The organism is Gemmatimonadota bacterium (genome assembly GCA_022560615.1).
GTDB lineage: Bacteria > Gemmatimonadota > Gemmatimonadetes > Longimicrobiales > Gaopeijiaceae > UBA1138.
Map to the genome: position 1 here is coordinate 63,882 of JADFSR010000012.1, position 18,971 is coordinate 82,852.

19 protein-coding genes are annotated in these 18,971 nt (G+C 65.3%); 9 read left to right on the plus strand and 10 right to left on the minus strand.

Features of this window, described 5'->3' with window-relative positions:
- Positions 1–10: 10 nt before the first annotated feature.
- The gene (locus IIB36_09035; GenBank protein ID MCH7531885.1) at positions 11–862 is read right to left on the minus strand and encodes an MBL fold metallo-hydrolase; all 852 of its coding nucleotides are present in this window, start codon (positions 860–862) and stop codon (positions 11–13) included.
- 146 nt (positions 863–1,008) lie between these two features.
- Between IIB36_09035 and IIB36_09040 the strand changes: the two genes are divergently transcribed.
- The 5 genes from IIB36_09040 to IIB36_09060 all read left to right on the plus strand — a co-directional run bounded on the left by IIB36_09040 (position 1,009) and on the right by IIB36_09060 (position 3,498).
- Positions 1,009–2,064, plus strand: a complete 1,056-nt coding sequence (locus IIB36_09040) for a DUF2927 domain-containing protein (GenBank protein MCH7531886.1) — start codon at positions 1,009–1,011, stop codon at positions 2,062–2,064.
- A gap of 107 nt (positions 2,065–2,171) precedes the next feature.
- A complete protein-coding gene (locus tag IIB36_09045) occupies positions 2,172–2,456 on the plus strand; it encodes a hypothetical protein (GenBank protein ID MCH7531887.1) in 285 nt (94 codons plus the stop codon).
- Positions 2,453–2,839 carry a type II toxin-antitoxin system VapC family toxin gene (locus tag IIB36_09050; GenBank protein MCH7531888.1) on the plus strand — a complete coding sequence of 129 codons (387 nt, stop codon included), beginning with the start codon at positions 2,453–2,455 and terminating at the stop codon, positions 2,837–2,839. Before IIB36_09045 ends, IIB36_09050 begins: the two co-directional genes overlap by 4 nt.
- An 81-nt stretch (positions 2,840–2,920) precedes the next feature.
- Entirely contained in the window at positions 2,921–3,058 is a 138-nt protein-coding gene (locus IIB36_09055; protein MCH7531889.1) for a hypothetical protein, read from the plus strand.
- Positions 3,055–3,498: a VapC toxin family PIN domain ribonuclease gene (locus IIB36_09060; protein MCH7531890.1), complete on the plus strand. Its 444-nt coding sequence runs from the start codon at positions 3,055–3,057 to the stop codon at positions 3,496–3,498. The genes IIB36_09055 and IIB36_09060 overlap by 4 nt, the downstream gene beginning before the upstream one ends.
- A 51-nt stretch (positions 3,499–3,549) precedes the next feature.
- Here the strand turns inward: IIB36_09060 and IIB36_09065 are convergent, their stop codons facing one another.
- The 9 genes from IIB36_09065 to IIB36_09105 all read right to left on the minus strand — a co-directional run bounded on the left by IIB36_09065 (position 3,550) and on the right by IIB36_09105 (position 13,130).
- Complete coding sequence (locus IIB36_09065) at positions 3,550–4,638, minus strand: phosphotransferase family protein (GenBank protein MCH7531891.1); 1,089 nt, start codon at positions 4,636–4,638, stop codon at positions 3,550–3,552.
- A 23-nt stretch (positions 4,639–4,661) separates the two neighbouring features.
- On the minus strand, positions 4,662–5,852 hold the full coding sequence (locus IIB36_09070) for an acyl-CoA dehydrogenase family protein (protein ID MCH7531892.1): 1,191 nt from the start codon (positions 5,850–5,852) through the stop codon (positions 4,662–4,664).
- Entirely contained in the window at positions 5,845–6,576 is a 732-nt protein-coding gene (locus IIB36_09075) for a histidine phosphatase family protein (protein ID MCH7531893.1), read from the minus strand. Before IIB36_09075 ends, IIB36_09070 begins: the two co-directional genes overlap by 8 nt.
- A gap of 22 nt (positions 6,577–6,598) precedes the next feature.
- A complete protein-coding gene (locus IIB36_09080; protein MCH7531894.1) occupies positions 6,599–7,843 on the minus strand; it encodes an ABC transporter substrate-binding protein in 1,245 nt (414 codons plus the stop codon).
- Positions 7,840–8,607 (minus strand): ABC transporter ATP-binding protein, encoded by a 768-nt coding sequence (locus IIB36_09085; GenBank protein MCH7531895.1) that lies wholly within the window; start codon positions 8,605–8,607, stop codon positions 7,840–7,842. Before IIB36_09085 ends, IIB36_09080 begins: the two co-directional genes overlap by 4 nt.
- On the minus strand, positions 8,600–9,370 hold the full coding sequence (locus IIB36_09090) for an ABC transporter ATP-binding protein (GenBank protein MCH7531896.1): 771 nt from the start codon (positions 9,368–9,370) through the stop codon (positions 8,600–8,602). Before IIB36_09090 ends, IIB36_09085 begins: the two co-directional genes overlap by 8 nt.
- Positions 9,371–9,375: 5 nt before the next feature.
- Positions 9,376–10,248 carry a branched-chain amino acid ABC transporter permease gene (locus IIB36_09095; protein ID MCH7531897.1) on the minus strand — a complete coding sequence of 291 codons (873 nt, stop codon included), beginning with the start codon at positions 10,246–10,248 and terminating at the stop codon, positions 9,376–9,378.
- 3 nt (positions 10,249–10,251) lie between these two features.
- Positions 10,252–11,199: a branched-chain amino acid ABC transporter permease gene (locus IIB36_09100; protein ID MCH7531898.1), complete on the minus strand. Its 948-nt coding sequence runs from the start codon at positions 11,197–11,199 to the stop codon at positions 10,252–10,254.
- Positions 11,200–11,339: 140 nt separating this feature from the next.
- A complete protein-coding gene (locus IIB36_09105; protein ID MCH7531899.1) occupies positions 11,340–13,130 on the minus strand; it encodes an acyl-CoA dehydrogenase family protein in 1,791 nt (596 codons plus the stop codon).
- Between the two features lie 132 nt (positions 13,131–13,262).
- Here IIB36_09105 and IIB36_09110 point away from each other — a divergent pair, with 132 nt between their 5' ends.
- From IIB36_09110 to IIB36_09125, 4 genes are read left to right on the plus strand one after another with little or no spacing between them, the layout of a single operon-like run.
- Positions 13,263–15,377 (plus strand): enoyl-CoA hydratase/isomerase family protein, encoded by a 2,115-nt coding sequence (locus tag IIB36_09110; GenBank protein ID MCH7531900.1) that lies wholly within the window; start codon positions 13,263–13,265, stop codon positions 15,375–15,377.
- On the plus strand, positions 15,377–16,999 hold the full coding sequence (locus tag IIB36_09115) for a 4-coumarate--CoA ligase family protein (protein ID MCH7531901.1): 1,623 nt from the start codon (positions 15,377–15,379) through the stop codon (positions 16,997–16,999). Before IIB36_09110 ends, IIB36_09115 begins: the two co-directional genes overlap by 1 nt.
- On the plus strand, positions 16,996–18,177 hold the full coding sequence (locus IIB36_09120; GenBank protein ID MCH7531902.1) for an acetyl-CoA C-acyltransferase: 1,182 nt from the start codon (positions 16,996–16,998) through the stop codon (positions 18,175–18,177). Before IIB36_09115 ends, IIB36_09120 begins: the two co-directional genes overlap by 4 nt.
- A 16-nt stretch (positions 18,178–18,193) precedes the next feature.
- Complete coding sequence (locus IIB36_09125) at positions 18,194–18,961, plus strand: SDR family oxidoreductase (protein MCH7531903.1); 768 nt, start codon at positions 18,194–18,196, stop codon at positions 18,959–18,961.
- Positions 18,962–18,971: the final 10 nt, after the last annotated feature.

The following is an 18,971-nucleotide window of genomic DNA, read 5'->3' on the forward strand; positions in this document are numbered from 1 at the left end:
CCGGGTTGGGCTAGTTCCGCAACTCAGCCGCAATCTCATCATAGAAGCCGGGCACGCTTCTCTGCATGAAGAGACCGTTCTCCTGCATCGTCCAGCTGAGCTCTTGCGTCCTTATGCGCTCGGACGCGTCACTCTTGGGCATACCCGACCTGATCAGCTCCGTCATGCGGGCGCGAACCGCCTCCATCTGATTGCGGAACTCCACGACGTCGTTCCGATTCATGACCGCACCGTGGCCGGGGATGGCGGTGTCGAAGTCGAGCGCCAGGATGTTGTTCAGAGTCCCCACCCAACCCTCACTACTACCGCCATTCCCGTAGTCGATGAACGGCGCGATGCGGTGCAGCAGGTCACCGCCATGCACGGTCTTGAGGTCGGGGAAGTAGATCACGGCATCACCGTTGGTATGTCCGCGGCCCATATAGAACGCTCGGACCTCGACGCCCCCGAGATAGATGGCAGTCTGATCCGTGAAGACCACCCTCGGCGGCGCATCCTGGTTGCCCCTCACCATGTTGTCCCGGGCATTCTGGTGGGCGATGACCTCGGAAATGTCAATGTACTCTACGTTGCCACCTGTGTGGTCCCCGTGGTGGTGCGTGTTGAGGACGTATCTCACCGGTTGATCGCTCACCTGACTGACCAGTTCCTGAATCTCGGTGAAGTTTCGGGGGAACTTGTCGTCGATCAGGATCACTCCTTCCGAGGTGACACGTACGCCGACGTTCCCACCACTACCGATGATCACATAGAGCCCGTCCTTGACCTGCTCTATGGTCAGGTCACTCTGCGCCTGAGCTCCGGTCAGCGCAGTCGCAATGAAGACGCTGCTCAGGAACGCTCGTCGTATGAGGTTGCTCATGGATCCCCCTCTGTTGAGTGGGCGCATGTTAACTCTGCGACGGGCTTTCAGCGACGGCGTCCCTGGCTCGTCCACCACATCGCGCCCTATATTTCCGGTCGCCAACGGTCCCTCCGCCCACTGCGAATGCCCAAATAAGGTTCCCGATGCGCCTCCGGCCGCTATCGTGCGTGCTCTGCTGTCTCGCGCTCGGCGCGTGCGGAGACTCTCCCGCGGAGCCTCGCTCGGACGTAATCATCGTCATCGATGCGCCGGCGTCGACGGACATCGTCGTTGGGGATGAACTTCGCCTGACCGCGAGCACGTCGGCCGGCGCGGCCCCGCTGTCGTGGGCGTCGCGCGACACATCAGTAGCCGGGGTCATAGCCGGGCTGGTCGAGGCCCGCCGGCCCGGATCCGTCCGGATCGATGTGACCGCGGCCGCGGCATCCGGCTCGATCGATCTCCGCGTACTCCCGCGCGATGGCGGATATGCGGCGACGGAGATCGACTACTTCGCGGAGATCGCGTTCGGCGCCGAGTTCGGTGGCGCGACACCCCTTGTCAGGCGATGGGCCGTGGGCCCGACGATCCGCGTGAATGGCTCTCCGACCGAGGAGGACCGCGCGACGCTCGAGCGTGTGCTCGGGGAGCTCAACGCCCTCATGACGAGTGCCCAGGTCTCGCTGGTGGAGAGCGATGCCGCGGTCGAGCTCCACTTCGCACCGCGTGCACAGTTCCCGGGAATCTTACCCCAATACGTCCCAGGCAATGTCGGCTTCTTCTGGGTGTGGTGGGACGCGAGCCAGGTCCTCTACCGCTCGGTCGTTCTGATCGCGAACGATGTCGATCCGGAGCTGAGGCGTCACCTGATCCGTGAGGAAGTGACGCAGATGCTTGGGCTGATGCAGGACTCGTTCACCTTTCCCGAGAGCATCTTCTACCAGGGCTCCTCTCGCGTGAGCGAGTATGCGCCCGTCGACAGGGCGCTCATCGAGATGCTCTACGGCGTGCATGTCGCGCCCGGGATGGAGCGCCTCGCTGCGGTTAGGGAACTCCGGCGGGGCACCCGGATGGCAGCCCCCCCGCTCGCGGCGCCATCGAGGATTCCTGAGGTCCACGGCCGGCCGGGGTCGGGTGGCGGCGGCGACTCATACCGTCTTCAGGCATACCCGAGGGCGCTACCCTGGTCGGGAGGACGACCCCTCAGGTATCAGCGCTAGGATCCAGCAGCCGCTCGATCCGGCCTAGGGTTCTCGCGCGAGAGTTCCGTTGTATATCTCGTGTGTATACACAATATTTATGTGTATCGTATCGAGGAGAACACCCTGTGAAAGCTCGCATTCATATCGTGCTGCCGGCGGAGGAGAAGGAGCGCTACCGTGCCATGGCGGAGCGTGAGGGCACGACACTGAGCCGCTGGATAAGGGAGGCGGTCCGGGAGAAAGCGACGAAGTATGATGTTGAGCGGAAGCTCGACACCGTCGAGGATCTGGAGTCGTTTTTCCAGGACTGCGATCGGCTGCATCAGGGGACTGAGGCTACCGAGCCCGACTGGGAGGAGCACGAACGGCTGATCCACGAGTCCCGCACCGGAGGCCTCGAGGCGCAGTGATCTTCGTCGACACGAACATCTTCGTGTATGCGGTAGGTCGTCCTCACCCGCTGCGTGACCCGGCTCGCCGAATCCTCCTGGACGCAATGCACGGCTCGGAAGCACTGGTCACTTCGTGTGAGGTCCTCCTGGAGCTCATGCACATCTACCTTCCGGTCGAGCGGCTCGAGGCGCTCGACAAGGCGTGGACCCTGGCGACCTCGAGGGTGGTCGACATCTGGTCCATCGAGCCCGACGATCTCGCGCTGGCGCGCTCCTCCATCGTCCGACACCCCGAGCTATCCGCTCGAGATCTGCTTCATCTGGCTTGTTGCCGTCGTCGCGGAGTGGGTCGGACTCACACCTTCGATCGGGCGCTGCGCGCCGCCATCGAGGCGGGCTGACGGCAGCCGGCGTTGGTGCACGGCTCCTGATCTAGCTTCGTGGTGAGGCGAAGCCCTAGAGACCCGGAGTCGCACCCGTGGGTGTCGTCGCTCGTTCGTCGGGCCCTGAGGCCCGATGCGGAGCTCGGCTATGAACGCGACCTACCGGTATTCATGGTGCGCGAGGACGCCCCGCCGATCACCCCCGAGATGGTGGAGTCGGCGCTGGAGGACCTCTGACTCGACTTCTTGACGTGAACGTCCTCGTGGCGCTCGCGTGGCCGAATCACGTGCACCACACTCGGGCGGTGGAGTGGTTCGCCGCCGCCCGCGACGCTGGCTGGGCCACGTGCCCGACCACCGAGTCCGGCTTCGTGCGCGTGTCGTCGAACCGGCGTGCGATCCCCGACGCCAAGACTCCCGCTGAGGTGATCGGGCTTCTGGCTCAAATGCGGCGATTGGGGAATCACCGCTTTTGGGTTGACGACACTTCGCTGGTTGATGACGAGTCGGGCCTCTTCACGCGCGTCGTCGGGCACAGTCAGGTGACGGACGCGCACCTGCTCGCGCTCACGATTCGGCGGCGAGGGGCACTCGCGACGTTCGATGGAGGGATCGCTGAGTTGGGGAGAGATTACGAAGTGCATGTCGAGCTGATTGGGGGCGATCAACAGATGTGAGCGATACGCGTTCCCCTGAGCGGCCTGGCGGCCCACCGACCCCCGCTACGATCAGAACAGCCGGTCGATCCGACCCTTCTGCACCGACTGCCACGCGACCTGGCTCAGTGCCCGCACTCCGTCGATGAGGCGGGCGAATCTCGGGTCCGCTGTCTTGCCGGCCACGAACCGTGCATACAGCTGCTGGACGATCACAGCCACTTTGAACAGCCCGAAAGCATAGTAGAAGACGATGTCGTGCACGTCGGTGCCGCTCGCGCGGGCATAGAGCTCCACCACGTCGGTCCGGCTGGGCGTGCCCGGCAGCAACGTGGGACTCAGACGGGCCTCGATCAGATCCGGGGGGTCCTCCGGCCGTGTCCAGTAGGCCAGGAAGACACCGAGATCCATGAGGGGGTCCCCGAGCGTGGCCATCTCCCAGTCCAGCACGGCGATCAATCGCGACCAGTCGTCCGGATCGAGGACCACGTTGTCGTGCTTGAAGTCGTTGTGGATCAGAGACGCGCCGCTCTCCGGCGGCATCGAATCGAGTAGCCAGTCCGCGACCTTATCCGTCTCGGGGATGTCATCGGTCCGGGACCGCTCGTAGCGTTTCGCCCAGCCCTCGACCTGGCGGCGCACGTATCCCACCGGTCGCCCCAGCTCTCCGAGCCCGGCGGCTTCGAAGTCCACCGCGTGAAGCTCCACCAGCGACCGCACGAGAGCGTCCGTGATGCGCGCGGTCAGCTCCGGGGCGGGGATCATGGCGTCGGGCATCTCCTTGCGCAGGATGACGCCTTCCACGCGCTCCATCAGGTAGAAGGGCGCGCCGAGGACCCGCTCGTCTTCACAGAAGACCAGCGGCTCCGGCACCTTGGGCCAGACCGGAAAGAGGTGCGACAGAATCCTGAACTCCCGACCCATATCGTGGGCCGTAGCAATCTCCACGCCGATGGGGGGACGGCGGAGGATTACGCACCCGTCACCGGCGTGCACCAGATAGGTGAGGTTCGAGTACCCATTGGGGAATTGCTCAATCCGGATCTCCCCGCCTCCCAGCTCGGGCAGCACCCTCCCCAAGTACTCCGCCAGACGCTCCCGATCGATCTCTTCCCCGCTACGCTCGGCGCCCGGCGCATCGAGCCACTTCGGCGAGCTCATCCTTTCGGGAAGATCATCGGCTGCTATTGAAGCCGGAGCCCGTAGTCGCGGAGAATTCTCCGGGCGACCCGACTCTTGTGGACCTCGTCTGGGCCGTCGTAGATGCGCGATCCCCGTTCGTGGCGGACCCAGAAGGAGAGCAGCGTGTCGTCGGTCATGCCGAGCGCTCCGTGCGTTTGCAGCGAACGATCGAGCACCGTATGGAGGACCCGCGCGACGAAGAACTTGATCAGCGAAATCTCGTTGCGGGCCGCGTCGGGCCCGTCGCGGTCGATCTTGCTCGCCGTATCGAGCACCATCAAGCGGGACGCATCGATGTCCGCACGACTCTCCGCGATCCAGTTGTGAATCGTCTGCTTGCTCGCCAGGAGTCCGCCCCGGACCTGACGCGTAGCGGCCCTTTCGCACATCATCTCGAACGCGCGCTCACAGATGCCGATCCAACGCATGCAGTGATGGATCCGACCCGTGGCGAGGCGCTCCTGCGCGATGGCGAAGCCCGCGCCTTGCTTGCCCAGCACGTTCGATAGAGGCACGCGACAGTCTTCGTAGAGGATCTCGGCGTGGCTCATCCAGCCCTCGCCCTCTTCCCCCATCACCGAGATGTTGCGCACCTGCGTGAAGCCAGGGGTATCCGTGGGAACGAGAATCTGGCTCGCCCGCGCGTAGGGGCTGTCGGCGTCGGGGTCGGTGACCGCCATGACGATCGCGAACGCAGCGCCGTCGGCCGCCGTGGTGAACCACTTGTGGCCGTTGATGACGTAGTCGTCTCCGTCGCGCACGGCGGTGGTGCTCATGACCACCGGGTCGGAGCCCGCGTGCTCGGGCTCCGTCATGCTGAAGCAGCTCCGGATCTTCCCCGCGAGCAGAGGACGTAGGAAGCGCTCTTGCTGCTCCTCCGTGCCCTGCGTGGTGAGCACCTCGATGTTGCCCGCGTCCGGCGCGTTGCAGTTGAAGATGAAGAGGCCGTACGGGCTTCGGCCCAGCACCTCGCTGACCTGCCCGAACTCCGCCAAGGTGAGACCGAGACCGCCCCATTCCTCGCTTACCTGCGGTGTCCAGAGCCCGAGATCGCGCACTTTCTGTCGCTTTTCTTCGAGCACCGGAAGCATGGTGTAGAACTCCTTGCGGCCCGCGTGACTTTCGATGGGATAGACGTCGGACTCCATGAAGGAGCGAACCCGATCGACGATGCCTCCAATGCGGTCAGACATACGTGGCGAGCTCCACTGAGCTGAAGCGCGGTTGCGCGTTGAACGATTTGAGCGACAAACCCTCCTCCCGGAAGACGAGCTCCGTAAGGGTGGTATTCTGCACCGCCCAAGCAAGCTCCATGGCGCGCTCGTCGTCCAGGCCCAGGACCCATGCGACGATCGAGCCGATCGGTCCGCCGGACGTGAACACTCCGATCGTGGTGCCGCTACCGACGTCGTCGAGGATGTGGCCGACCCCGCTCTCGACGCGCGCGCGAAAAGCCTGCCAACTCTCCTCTACACCGATATCGGAGGGCAGCTCGTCCCGCGCCCAACTCCGCGTGATCTGGCGAAACGCCGAGAAGTACACGCGCGCACGCTGCTTACCATCGGAGTCGCGCGCCTGAATCGCCTCGAGTTGGCCCTCGTACTCCGGCCGAGAGAGCACCTTCTCCACTACGCGTGCACCGCTGTGCTCCTCGAGCTGCTCGACGGTCACCGGATCCGGCCAGGGCCGATCGCCGCGCGAGTAAGCCGAAGCAACCGCGTCGGCGGTCTGCCTATGTCGTTGCGCGGGTCCCACGAAGACGCGATCGAAGACCACTCCGGAGCGCACGAGCTCCTCACCCAGGGAGTCGGCCTGTTTCAGGCCCAGCGGCGAGAGTTGGTCGTAGTTCTCGAACGCCTCCGATGGATCTGTCGAGAACGTCGCTTGGGCATGCCGTACCAGGATCATCCTGCTCATGCGACGAGCGTGGCTCCCGCTGCTATTCCGAGCCTTCCAATCGGCGGATCGCCTCCTCGATGTCGATTCCGGACTCGATCCAGTCGGTGAAGCGCTCAGGGGTTCCGTCGTCGAGCGTTCGCACCAGGAACGTGGCCCTCGTTCCCTGGCGACGCGTAGGCGTGAAGGTGAGTGGAGCGCCGACCCCCTGGAACCCGTCGAACGTTTCCAACGCCTCGATGAGCGTCTCAGTCGTCAGGTCACGACCGGCCCGTCTGAGGCCCTCGACGAGCGGCTCCGCGTAGCGGAAGCCGGACAGGAAGAACTCGCTGACACGCTCATCAGGAGCGATGCGCGCGCTCGCCTCCCGGTACTTCTCCATGAGGGGATGACCCGAGTTGTACAGCTCGCCGATCGCTGCGAAGATCACGCCTGCCCAGGCGCCTTCCGTCAGGTCGTACATGTGCACCACGTCCGCGAGCACTGAGCTCGCGAGCCACTGCGTCTCGTAGCCGAGCCTGCCGAGGGCGCCGACGATGATCGTCGCGTGCCGGGGCGTAAGCCACATGATTATCGCTTCGGCCCCCGACTCACGGAGCCTCACGGCGTGCGAGTTCAAGTCGGTGTCCGGGACTTCTACCGACGCGGCTTCGACCACGCTCAGCCCGTGCTTTTCGAGCGCCAGTTGAGCACCGATCAGCCCGCTCTGGCCGAAGTCGTCGTTCTGATAGATCACCGCCACCTTGGTGAGACCCAGGTCGTTCACGACGTGATCGACGAGGACCGCCGCTTCGTCGAAATACGGGGTGTATTGGGCGAAGACATACTTCTTCGGCGGCCACGCCCAGTGCGTCGCGCCGGTCGCGGGCGAGACCATCACCACCTCGTTCTCGATGAGGTAGTCCATCACCGCACGGGTCGGGGCGGTCCCTACGCCGGCGACCACCGCGAAGACTCGGTCTCGCTCGACCATCTCCCGGACCACCGCCACGGTTCGCGAGGGCTGGTAGGCGTCGTCGCGGAAGATGAACCGGATTTTTCTTCCGTGGATCCCGCCCTCCTCGTTGATCATCTCGAAGTAGGCTGCGGTGCCACGTCCGATCGAGCCCCACAACGCTGCGGGTCCCGTCTGCGGGCCCCACCCGCCGATGACGATCTCGTCGTCGGTGACCCCGCGAACTGCGCCCTCGTCGACCGGCTCCGCACAGCCATACGCTACCCCGAGCGTGAGCGACAGCAATGCCGTCCGTCTGGCGTATCGGATTCCCTTGTTCCACATCGACATCACGTTGCGTTTCCCGATTGAGGTGGCGAAGTCCTGGCCCCCATGTATAGCTCCTCCACCTCCTCGTTGTCGATCAGCTCCGCCGCCGGGCCCGCGATGACGACGGCGCCGTTTTCCAGCACCAGCCCTTCGTCGGCGATCGAGAGCGCCATGCGGGCGTTCTGCTCCACGAGCAGGACCGTGACGCCCTCGTCTCGAATCTCGGAGATGATGTCGAAGACCTGTCGAACCAGGATCGGAGCCAGCCCGAGCGAGGGTTCGTCGAGCAGAAGCATACGTGGGCCGTTCATGAGCGCGCGGCCGATGGCCAGCATCTGCTGTTCTCCACCGGAGAGCGTACCCGCGGGCTGGCGTGAGCGCTCGGCCAGCAGCGGAAAGAACTCGTAGACCCGCTCCCGGGCTTTTTCCGTCTCGGCGCGGTCGCGCCGTATGTAGCTGCCTACGGTCAGGTTCTCACGCACCGTCAATTCGTCGAAGAGTCGGCGCCCCTCAGGCACGTAGGAGATGCCCGAGCGGACGATCTTCTCTGTGGCCACTCCGTCGATTCGTGCTCCGCGAAACGAGATCCTCCCCTGCTGGGGCTGTCGATCGAGGACGCCCATGACCGTATTGAGCAGCGTGCTCTTCCCGGCGCCGTTGTTGCCGAGGATCACCGTGATCGCGCCCTCTCTCACGCGGAGGGACACGCCGGTGAGGGCACGTAGGGGTCCGTAGTACGTCTCGACGCCGTCGAGCTCCAGAAGCGGCGCGCCGGAGTGGTTATCCATCGCCCAAGTACGCCTTGATGACTTCCGGATGGCGCCGTACTTCCTCCGGCGGCCCGAGCGCGATCGTTCTCCCGAAGTTGAGGGCGAGAACGCGGTCGGCGAGGCCGATCGCGAGTTGCATGTGGTGCTCGATCAGGAGGATCGTCAGGCCGAGCTCGTCCCGTAGGCTGCGCAGCCGTTCGCCGATGTCGGCGCGCTCCTCGGGGTTCATTCCGGCCGATGGTTCGTCGACCAGCAGAAGCTTCGGCTCCATCGCCAGGGCCCGCGCGAGCTCGACCCGCTTCTGCGTTCCGTACGGGAGCTCGCGAACCGGGCGGTCCCGCACCGCGGCGAGATCGAGCGTCTCCATCACCTGCTCGATCCGGGCGCGGTTCTCGACCTCCTCGCGGGCGGCGCGCGTGCGACGGCCGAGCATCGCCATTCCGCGCCACAAACCGGTGCTCATGTGCTGGTGACGGCCGAGCATGAGGTTGTCCACCGTGCTCTCATTGGCGAACAGCTCGATGTTCTGGAACGTTCTGGCCAGACCCCGCCGTGCGATTCGATGAGGCTTCAGCCCCGAGATCCGCTCGCCCTCGAAGTGGATCGTTCCGGCCGTCGGCTTATAGATACCGTTGATGCAGTTGAACGCAGTGGACTTGCCCGAGCCGTTGGGACCGATGATCGAGAAGATCGAAGCACGCTCCACTTCGAAAGAAACGTCGTCCAGCGCGGTGAGTCCCCCGAAACGCTTCGTCAGGCCCTCGACGGCAAAAAAGGCCATGGCTCCTAGACCTTTCGCGTCGGCTTGCGTCCGAACAAGCCGACCGGTCTGAACCAGAGCACAAGGACGATGATCAGGAAGGCCACCACAGACTTGAACTCCACCGAGACGTAGGCGCCGAAGAGGTTCTCGATTATGCCCAGGAGGTAGCCTCCGAGGACCGCGCCCACAGGGGTGTTGAGGCCTCCCAACACCGCCGCCGCGAAGCCTTTGAGCAGCGGATCCCACATCAGCGTAGGATCGAGCGTGATGAGCGGCGCCGTGAGCAGCGCGGCTACCGCGCCGATCACCGAGCTGATGCCGAAGGTGAGCGCAACCACCGTGCGTGTGGGGACGCCGTTGATGCGAGCAGCCATCGCATCCTGCTGCGTCGCCCGCATCGCGATCCCGAGCTTGGTGAAACGAAAGAAGGCGAACACCACCCCCATGAGTACGAGCGCGATCGAGATCGTAGCCAGGCTCAGAGTGCTGATCGAGACGTCGCCAAAGCGGACCACCTCATTCGCGGAGACGGGGAAGGGGAACCGCCTCTGATCGGCGCCCCACTTCCACCCGGCCAAGCCGAGCAGCACCAGTTGAAACCCGAGCGTCATGATGAGCAGGTTCAGGTGCGTCGGGTTTCTCGTGCGCCTCAGAACGACAGCCTCGAAGCCGACTCCGAGCGCGAACGCGAAGAGAAGCGTGGCGCCGAAAGCAACCGGAAAGCTTGCGCCGGCCTCGACCACCAATACGTACGCCACGAACGCGGAGATCATCGCCATTTCGCCTTGGGCGAAGTTCGGCACCTCGGTTGTCTTGTAGGTGATGACCAGCGCCAGAGCCATCAACGCGTAGATACTCCCGGCTGACAGCCCGCTCGCAATGATCTGGAGCAGCACGCGTCAGCCCGCCCCCGTCGCTGGACGGTTCTCGGGCGCGGAAGCCCTCGTGATCCGCCGGGCGCCCGCTGCGATGCGGAGCCAGAGGCCGTACAGGCCGCGCGGCTCGAAGAGGATCGTCAGCATGATCAAGAGCCCCGTGAGGGCCCATCCGACGTTGGGTAGGCCGCTGGGCGACATGAAGCGGTCAGAGAAGTTCTGCAGAAGCGGTCCGAGGATCGGGATCTCGTGAACCGCATCCATTCTCAGGTTCAAGTACCCCATGACCAGGCTCCCCATTACGGCCCCGGCGATCGATCCCAGACCACCGAAAACGACCATCGCGAGGAACATCAACGAGAGGGTGAACGTGAAGATCCCCGGGCTGATGAAGCCGGTCATCAGCGCGAGCAGGCTTCCCGCGATTCCCGCGAAGGCCGCGCTGACCGCGAAGCTCAGCGTCTTGTAGTAGGCGACGTCCACGCCCATGGTCTCGGCCGCGATCTCACTGTCCCGGATGGCCCGAAACGCCCTCCCGACTCGCGTGACCCCGAGGTTCCGGGCTGCTATCGCGAGGGCCACCGTGATGCTGACGATCAGGAAGTAGTGGCTCACGTCGCCCGCTAGGGGGATCGGCCCGAGTTTCGCGTCGGGAACCACGAGCCCCATATGGCCGCCGAAGATCGCGGAGTGGCCGATGATCTGAGTGACCGCCAGCCCGAAGCCCAACGTGGCGATCGCTAGGTACGGCCCCTCGAGCCTGAGCGCGGGAAGCCCGAGCAAAAAGCCGAAGAACGCGGCGACGAGCCCCGCCACGGGGAGCGCGAGCACGAACGGCGCGCCCAGCTCCGTCATCATGAGCACCGTCGTGTAGGCGCCGATCGCCACGAAACCGGCGTGGCCGAGCGATATCTGACCCGTGTCGCCGACCAGGATGGTCATGCCCAGGCCGACGATCACGAAGATGGCCATGTAGTTGAGCGTGAAGATCCGGTAGCCGGGCACGACGAACGGCAGGACCGCCAGCACCGCGAGCAGGACCACGAGCTTCACCACCGCGGCCTTCCCGGGGAGGAGCTGAACGTCCGCGTAGTGGTCCGACCCCGGTGGCGTCACGTCGTGGATGCCGGGAGCCCCCCGATCTCGAGAACCGACCGCGCCACGAAGTCGCGCGTCTTGATGAGACCCGTCGGAAGCGGCAGCCACGCCGCCACGTCCCCGAGGCTCGACCGCAGCTCGTCGCCCTCATGAAGCGCCGCCAGGATCTCGCTTGCCTCCTCGCGGATCCGCCCGGCGGCGCGCTCGAAGCAGATCCTCGCCAGCGCTTCGGGAAGCGCGGTATCGGCGTCGGCACCACCCCTCTTGTGCTTGGCGACCCGGAGGAAAGTGCTTTCGGCTGCAAAGATCTCGATGGCCACGTCCGCGAGGCTCGCCATGAACTGCTGGTTGTCCGCGTCGAACATGCGGTCCCTCTCGATGCTCCCGCACACCTCGCGCACCAAGTAGAAATAGATGTTTTTGAAGCCCCGAATGCCGGCCGCGATGGCCTCGAAGTCCGTCGTGTCTCCGCTGGTCGCGCCGTGCGAGCCGCCTAGGGCGAGTGCCTCGATCGCGCCGTCGAAGTCCAGCTTCCCGCTCCATGCGCGCCTCAGCATCGCCCTCTGCGCGTAGAGCCGGCAGATCTCGTTCGTGCCCTCGTAGATGCGGGTTATGCGCGAGTCCCGGTACATGCGTGCCGGGGGATACTCTTCGCTGAAGCCGTATCCACCGAACACCTGGAGAGCCTCGTCGGCGAGGTCGTTGTACGCCTCCGACGTGTACACCTTGGCCATCGCGCAATCGATGGAGAACTCGGAGAGCGTGCTGAGCTTGTCGTCCAGGGTGGCGGTCCCAATTCCTGCCGCGTCCTCGAGCGAATGATATACCAGCCCCGACGTTCGGTACGCCACAGCCTCTGCGGCATATGCGCGGGACGCCATGTCCGCGAGCTTCCGTTGGATTAGCCCGAACTCTCCGATCGGCCGCCCGAACTGGATGCGCTCAGCAGCGTACTGGGCTGCGACCTCGACGGCCTTTCTCGCACCGGACGCGCTGTTCGTCGCGAGCTTGAGGCGGCCCACGTTGAGCGTGCAGAACGCCACCTTGTGGCCCTTCCCCACCTCTCCGAGCAGGTTCTCGACGGGAATGCGCACATCCTCGAGGGAGAGCGCGGCAATCGAGGCGCCGTGCTGGCCCAGCAGGCGCTCGTCCTCTCCGATGCTCAGCCCCGGCGTGTCCCGCTCCATGATCAGCGTCGAGAAGTGCTCACCGTCCACTTTCACGAAGAGGATGAAGATGTCCGCCCACGCGGCGTTGGTGATCCACTGCTTGGCTCCGTTCACCACGTAGTGCGTGCCGTCGTCGCTCAGCACCGCTCTCGTGGTGATGTTCATGGCGTCCGATCCGGTGCCGGGCTCGGTCAGCGCGAACGCCGAGAGCATTTCGCCGTTCATGCAGGGGACGAGGTAGCGCTCGCGCTGATCCTCCGTGGCGAAGTTGATCAGCGGCAGCATTCCAATGCCCTGGTGCCCGAAAATGAGCGAGCCCAGGCTGCCCAGCTTGGCCCGGATCGAGCACATGCCGGTGATCGCCAGCACGTTGAGGTCCAGGCCGCCGTACTCCTCGGGGACCTCCGCCATGAAGATCCCCAGCTCGGCCGCCTTTCTGAACAATTCCATCCCGACACCGCCCGAGCCCCGCTCCAGCTCCTCGAGGTGGGGCGCGACCTCTCGATCCGCGAAATCCTTGAACGCTTGCATGATCATGCGCTCTTCGTCGCCCAGGTCCTCAGGGGTCACGACTTCTTCGGGGTCCGTCTCGTGAAGAAGGAAGCTGGCACCGAAGTGTCGCGTCGTGGACGTCATTACTTTCCTGCTGTCAAGGAGTCATCTGAGGACGCGGTTGCCCCGAATCCGACACCATGCTATCCCAATCACGGCCCCAGTTCCACACTGGGCCGGTCCCAACTCGTTGTCCAACCCCCAGGAGCCTCTCGCATGTCTGACCCGGTTCGCTTCGATCGCAGGGGTGCGGTCGGTGTCATCACGCTCGACAACCCGCCGGTCAACGCCCTCTCGCTCCCCCTACGCACAGGCCTCCGCGATGCGCTCGCAGCGGGGTTGGACGATCCGGAGATCGAGGCGTTCGTCATACACAGCGCGGGGCGCATGTTCAGCGCAGGCGCCGATATCAGGGAGTTCGACACCGGAGTGGCGGGCGAGTCGCCGACCTTGCCGGAGCTGATCGCCCAGATCGAGGATTCGCCGAAGCCGGTCGTGGTCGCGCTGCACGGAACGGCCGTCGGTGGAGGCTGTGAGCTCCCGTTGGCTTGCCATGCTCGGGTTGCGGTACCAGGTACTCGGATCGGTCTTCCCGAGGTCACGCTCGGCATCGTGCCCGGTGCTGGCGGGACCCAGCGGCTGCCTCGTCTGATCGGCGTGCTCCCCGCGCTCGAAGCCATCGTCTCAGGGAAGCCGATGGATGCGGAGCGCGCCCATGAGCTCGGCTTGGTGGACGAGCTGGTGATGGACGGGCAGGATCTTGTCGAGGTGGCGGTGGAGGTCGCCGAGCGGCTCGTCGAGTCTGGTGCATTGCCGATGGCGCGGGACCGGGACGACTTGCTCGCCGAGGCTCGTGAGCAACCCGAGCTCTTCGAGCGGTTCCGCGCCAAGATCGCTCGGCGGGCGCGGGGATTCGAAGCGCCTTACGCGTGCATCGAATGCGTGGAGGCGGCTGTGCAACGCCCCTTTGATGAGGGGCTTGCGTTCGAGCGGGAGACCTTCGTTCGCTGCCGTTCGTCGCTTCAGTCCAAGGCCCAACGGCACGTCTTCTTCGCGGAGCGCGAGGCCCGGCGTGTGCGAGGCGTCGGGCCCGACACCGCTAAACTGACCATCCAGCGCGCGGCCGTGCTAGGCTGTGGGACCATGGGCGGTGGCATCGCCATGTGTTTCGCGAACGCGGGCATCCCGGTGCGCGTAACCGAGTCTGAGCAGGCTGCGCTGGACCGTGGCATGGAGAAGATCCGCGGTAACTACGCTGCGACGGTCGCGAAGGGCCGCCTCTCCGCCGAGGACATGGAGAGCCGGCTCGCGCTCATCGAGCCGACGCTCGACTTCGACAGCGTCTCGGACGCGGACATCGTCATCGAGGCGGTCTTCGAGGACATGGCCCTGAAGAAGGACATCTTCACCCGGCTCGACGCGATCTGCCGGCCCGACGCGATCATGGCGACGAACACGTCGTCCCTGGACGTGGACGAGATCGCCGCCGTGACGTCGCGGCCGGAACAGGTCGTCGGCTTGCACTTCTTCAGCCCGGCCAACGTCATGCGCCTGCTCGAGATCGTGCGGGGCGAGCGCACGTCGCCGGAGGTTCTGTCCTCGGCACTCGATCTGTCGAGGCGAATCGGCAAGGTGGGGGTGGTCGTCGGAGTCTGCGATGCGTTTGCCGCGAACCGGATGCTCTATCCCTACGCCCAGCAGGCCCAATTCCTGATCGAGGAAGGCGCGTTGCCGGAGCAGATCGATCGTGTGATCTACGAGTTCGGATTCCCGATGGGCCCGTTCGGCCTCGGCGACCTGGCTGGCCTGGACGTCGGCTGGCGTGTGCGGCAGCACCGCGAGCCCACGCGTCCGAAGCACCTTCGCTACTCATCCATCGCCGACCGCCTCTACGAGATGGGGCGCTACGGTCAAAAGACGGGAAAGGGCTGGTTTCGGTACGAGGAGGGGAGCCGCGTGCCGATCCCTGACCCCGAGGTCGAGCAGCTCATCGTGCGGACCTCGGAGGAGCTGGGCATCGAGCGCCGCGACATCTCGGACGAAGAGATTCTGGAGCGCTGTCTATTTGCGCTCGTGAACGAGGGCGCGCGCGTGCTCGATGAGGGGATCTCGGAGCGTGCGAGCGATCTAGACCTGATCTGGATCTACGGTTACGGCTTCCCGCGGTACCGGGGAGGGCCGATGTTCTACGCCGACTCCGTCGGGGTCGACCACGTGTACGCGACCATGCAGCGATTCCATGAGGTTCACGGGGACTGGCTGGAGCCAGCTCCCCTTCTGGAGCGGCTCGCGCGCGAGGGCGGCACGTTCGGCGACTGGAGGCCGTCGTGATCTTCCGGAGCCCGTACCCCGACGTCGTCATCCCCGAGATGTCCGTGGTGGACTACGTGCTCCAGCGGGCGCCCGAGTTCGGTGGGAAGGCGGCGCTGATCGACGGGGTCACGGGCGCCACCATGTCCTACGACGACCTCGCGAGCGGGATCCGGAGGGCGGCGGGTGGTCTGACGGAGCGTGGCTTCGGCAAAGGGGACGTGCTCGCGATCTACAGCCCCAACACGATCACATACCCGGTCGCCTTCCACGGTACGGCTCACGCGGGTGGGGTCGTGACAACGGTGAACCCACTCTACACGTCCGGCGAGCTCGCAAAGCAGCTTCGGGACGCGGGAGCACGCTTTCTCATCACGGCCGGTCCTTTTCTCGACAAGGCCCGGGAAGCCGCGGCCGACGCCGGCGGCATCGAAGAGATCTTCACCTTCGACGGTGCCCCTGGCACCACGCCGTTCTCAGCGCTCCTGGAATCCGAGGAGCTGGAGAAGGGCCCCGAGATCGACCCCGCGACCGACCTCGTGGCGCTCCCGTACTCGAGCGGGACGACCGGCGTTTGCAAGGGCGTCATGCTTACGCACCGGAACCTGGTGGCCAACATGGCGCAAATCTTCGGGACCGAGAGCCTCTGCCGGGTTCTGGATGAAGACGACACGCTGATTGCGGTCCTGCCCTTTTTCCACATTTACGGACTGCTTGTCATCATGACAGCGGCGCTCGCGCGTGGAGCTGCTGTGGTCGTCCTGCCGCGCTTCGACCTCGCGCAGTTCCTTGGTGCTATCCAGGAGTACGGCGTCACGTTCGCCCACCTCGTGCCGCCGATCGTGATCGCGCTCGCGAAGCACCCGATGGTGAGCGAATACGATCTCTCGAGCCTCCAGGGGATCAACTCCGGGGCGGCCCCCCTCGGCGAGGACATGGCGCGCCAGGTGGAAGAGCGCTTGGGATGCGTGGTTGCCCAAGGATATGGGCTGACCGAAACGAGCCCCGTGACACATATGGCGCCCAGCAAGCAACGGGGCGATGCTTCGCACGCCACGATCGGGCCTTGCTTGCCCAACACCGAAGTGAGAATCGTGGACGTCGAGACCGGAGAAGATCTCGGACCGGGAGAGCGCGGGGAGATCTGGATCCGGGGCCCCCAGGTGATGGCCGGATACCTCAATCAACCGGAAGCCACTGCGGCTACCATCGACGAGGACGGCTGGCTCCACACCGGCGACATCGGCTACGTCGACGAGAATACGTTCTGCCACGTCGTCGACCGCGTGAAGGAGCTCATCAAGTTCAAGGGCTTCCAGGTCGCGCCGGCTGAGTTGGAAGCGCTCCTGCTCACTCATCCGCAGATCCGGGACGTCGCCGTAGTGAGGAGTCCGGACGAAGAGGCCGGGGAAGTGCCCAAGGCCTTCGTAGTCGGAGACGGAGCACTGACCGCCGAAGACGTCATGAGCTTCGTGGCCGAGCGCGTGTCTCCCCACAAGAAGATTCGACGTGTCGAGTTCGTCGATCAGATCCCGAAGGCCGCGTCGGGCAAGATCCTCAGGCGTGTCTTCGTCGATCTCGAGTTAGCCCGGGCATCGGCAGACGCCGAGTCGGCGCCCGCAAAGAGTGAGGTGGCGACATGAGGGAGGCTGTGATCGTCTCGACCGCGCGCACGCCGATCGGGAAAGCGTTCCGCGGTGCCTTCAACCAGACGCACGGCGCGACGATGGCTGGGCACGCCATTGAGCACGCCGTGAGTCGCGCAGGTATCGATCCGGGGGAGGTCGAGGACGTGATCCTGGGGTGCGGACTTCCCGAGGGCGCGACCGGTAAGAACATCGCTCGCCTCTCGGCGGTCCGCGCGGGCCTGCCCGTGAGCGTCGCGGCCACGACCGTGAATCGGTTCTGCAGCTCGGGGCTCCAGGCGATCGCCATCGCCGCGAACCGAGTGGTCTTGGATGGGGTGCCGGTCGCGGTCGCCGGAGGTGTGGAATCCGTCAGCCTGGTGCAACCCAACCTCAACCAGCACCACGCGGACGAGCCGTGGCTCATGGAGCACAAGCCCGACCTGTTCATGAGCATGCTCGAAACGGCGGAGGTGGTGGCGGAACGGTACGGGGTCACGCGGGAAGCCCAGGACGAGTACGCGCTGGTGAGTCAGCAGCGGACCGCGGATGCCCAGGCCGCCGGCCGACTCGACGACGAGATCGTTCCGCTGACGACGGTCAAGCTCGTCACGGACAGGGAGACCGGAGAGACCCACGAGGAAGAGGTCACGCTCGCGAAGGACGAAGGCAACCGGCCGAGCACGACCGCCGAGGGCCTAGCCTCCCTGAAGCCCGTGGTCGGCGATGACAAGACGGTGACGGCCGGCAATGCGTCGCAGCTCTCCGACGGGGCGTCCGCGTGTGTCGTCATGGAAGCGAAGACCGCGGAGCAGCGCGGCCTGAAGCCCCTTGGGATCTTCCGCGGGCTCGCCGTGGTGGGGCTCGAGCCGGACGAGATGGGTATCGGTCCGGTCCTCGCCGTGCCGCGCCTGCTCGAAAGAACGGGGCTCAAGATGGACGACATCGACCTCTGGGAGTTGAACGAAGCCTTCGCCGTCCAGGTCGTGTACTGTCGCGATCAACTGGGCATCCCGATGGAGCGCCTCAACGTGAACGGGGGCTCGATCTCCATCGGTCACCCGTTCGGAATGACGGGGGCTCGCCTCACCGGCCACGCTCTCATCGAGGGGCGACGCCGGGGAGCGCGCCACGTGGTGGTGACGATGTGCGTCGGGGGTGGCATGGGAGCAGCCGGTCTGTTCGAAATCGCGTGACGATCCGGAGGAACGCATGAGCCTCGAAGGTCGTGGCGTCGTCGTTACGGGGGGTGGAAGGGGCATTGGGCGGGCCGTCGCGCGTCGCCTGGCCGAGAGCGGGGCGGCTGTGGTCGTATCTGCGCGTTCCACGGAGGAGATCGAGGACGTAGCGGAGGAGCTCCGCGCGGATGGCCTCCAGGCGCACGCGGTCCGCTGCGACGTCGCGAACGAGGCGAGCGTTGCAGCGATGGCAGAAGAGGCCATCGAGCGGCTGGGCACCGTGGACATCCTGGTCAACAACGCCGGTATCGCGCTCTCCAACCCGGTCAAGCGCCTTCCGCTCGAGGAGTGGAACCAGATCATCGCGGTCAACGCGACAGGCACGTTCTTGTGCACGCGAGCCTTCCTCCCGGGCATGGTCGATCGCGGTTGGGGTCGGATCATCAACGTCGCCTCGGTCGCCGGGCTGCGGGGAGCCCGCTACATCGCGGCGTATACCGCGTCCAAGCACGCCCAGGTCGGATTCACGCGGGCCCTCGCGATGGAAGTGGCGGGGAACGGCATCACCGCCAACGCGATCTGCCCGGGCTATGTGGACACGCCGATGACCGAGTACTCCGTGGCGAACATCGTGGAGAAGACCGGCGTCAGCGCGGAGGAGGCTCTGGAGCGCATTCTCTCTCTGAGTCCGCAAAAGCGCCTGATCCGACCGGAAGAAATCGCGCACGTGGCGCTCATGCTGTGCGGGGACGACGGCGAGGGCATCAACGGCGAGACGATCGTGCTCGACGGAGGGCGCTGAGCGACCGCTT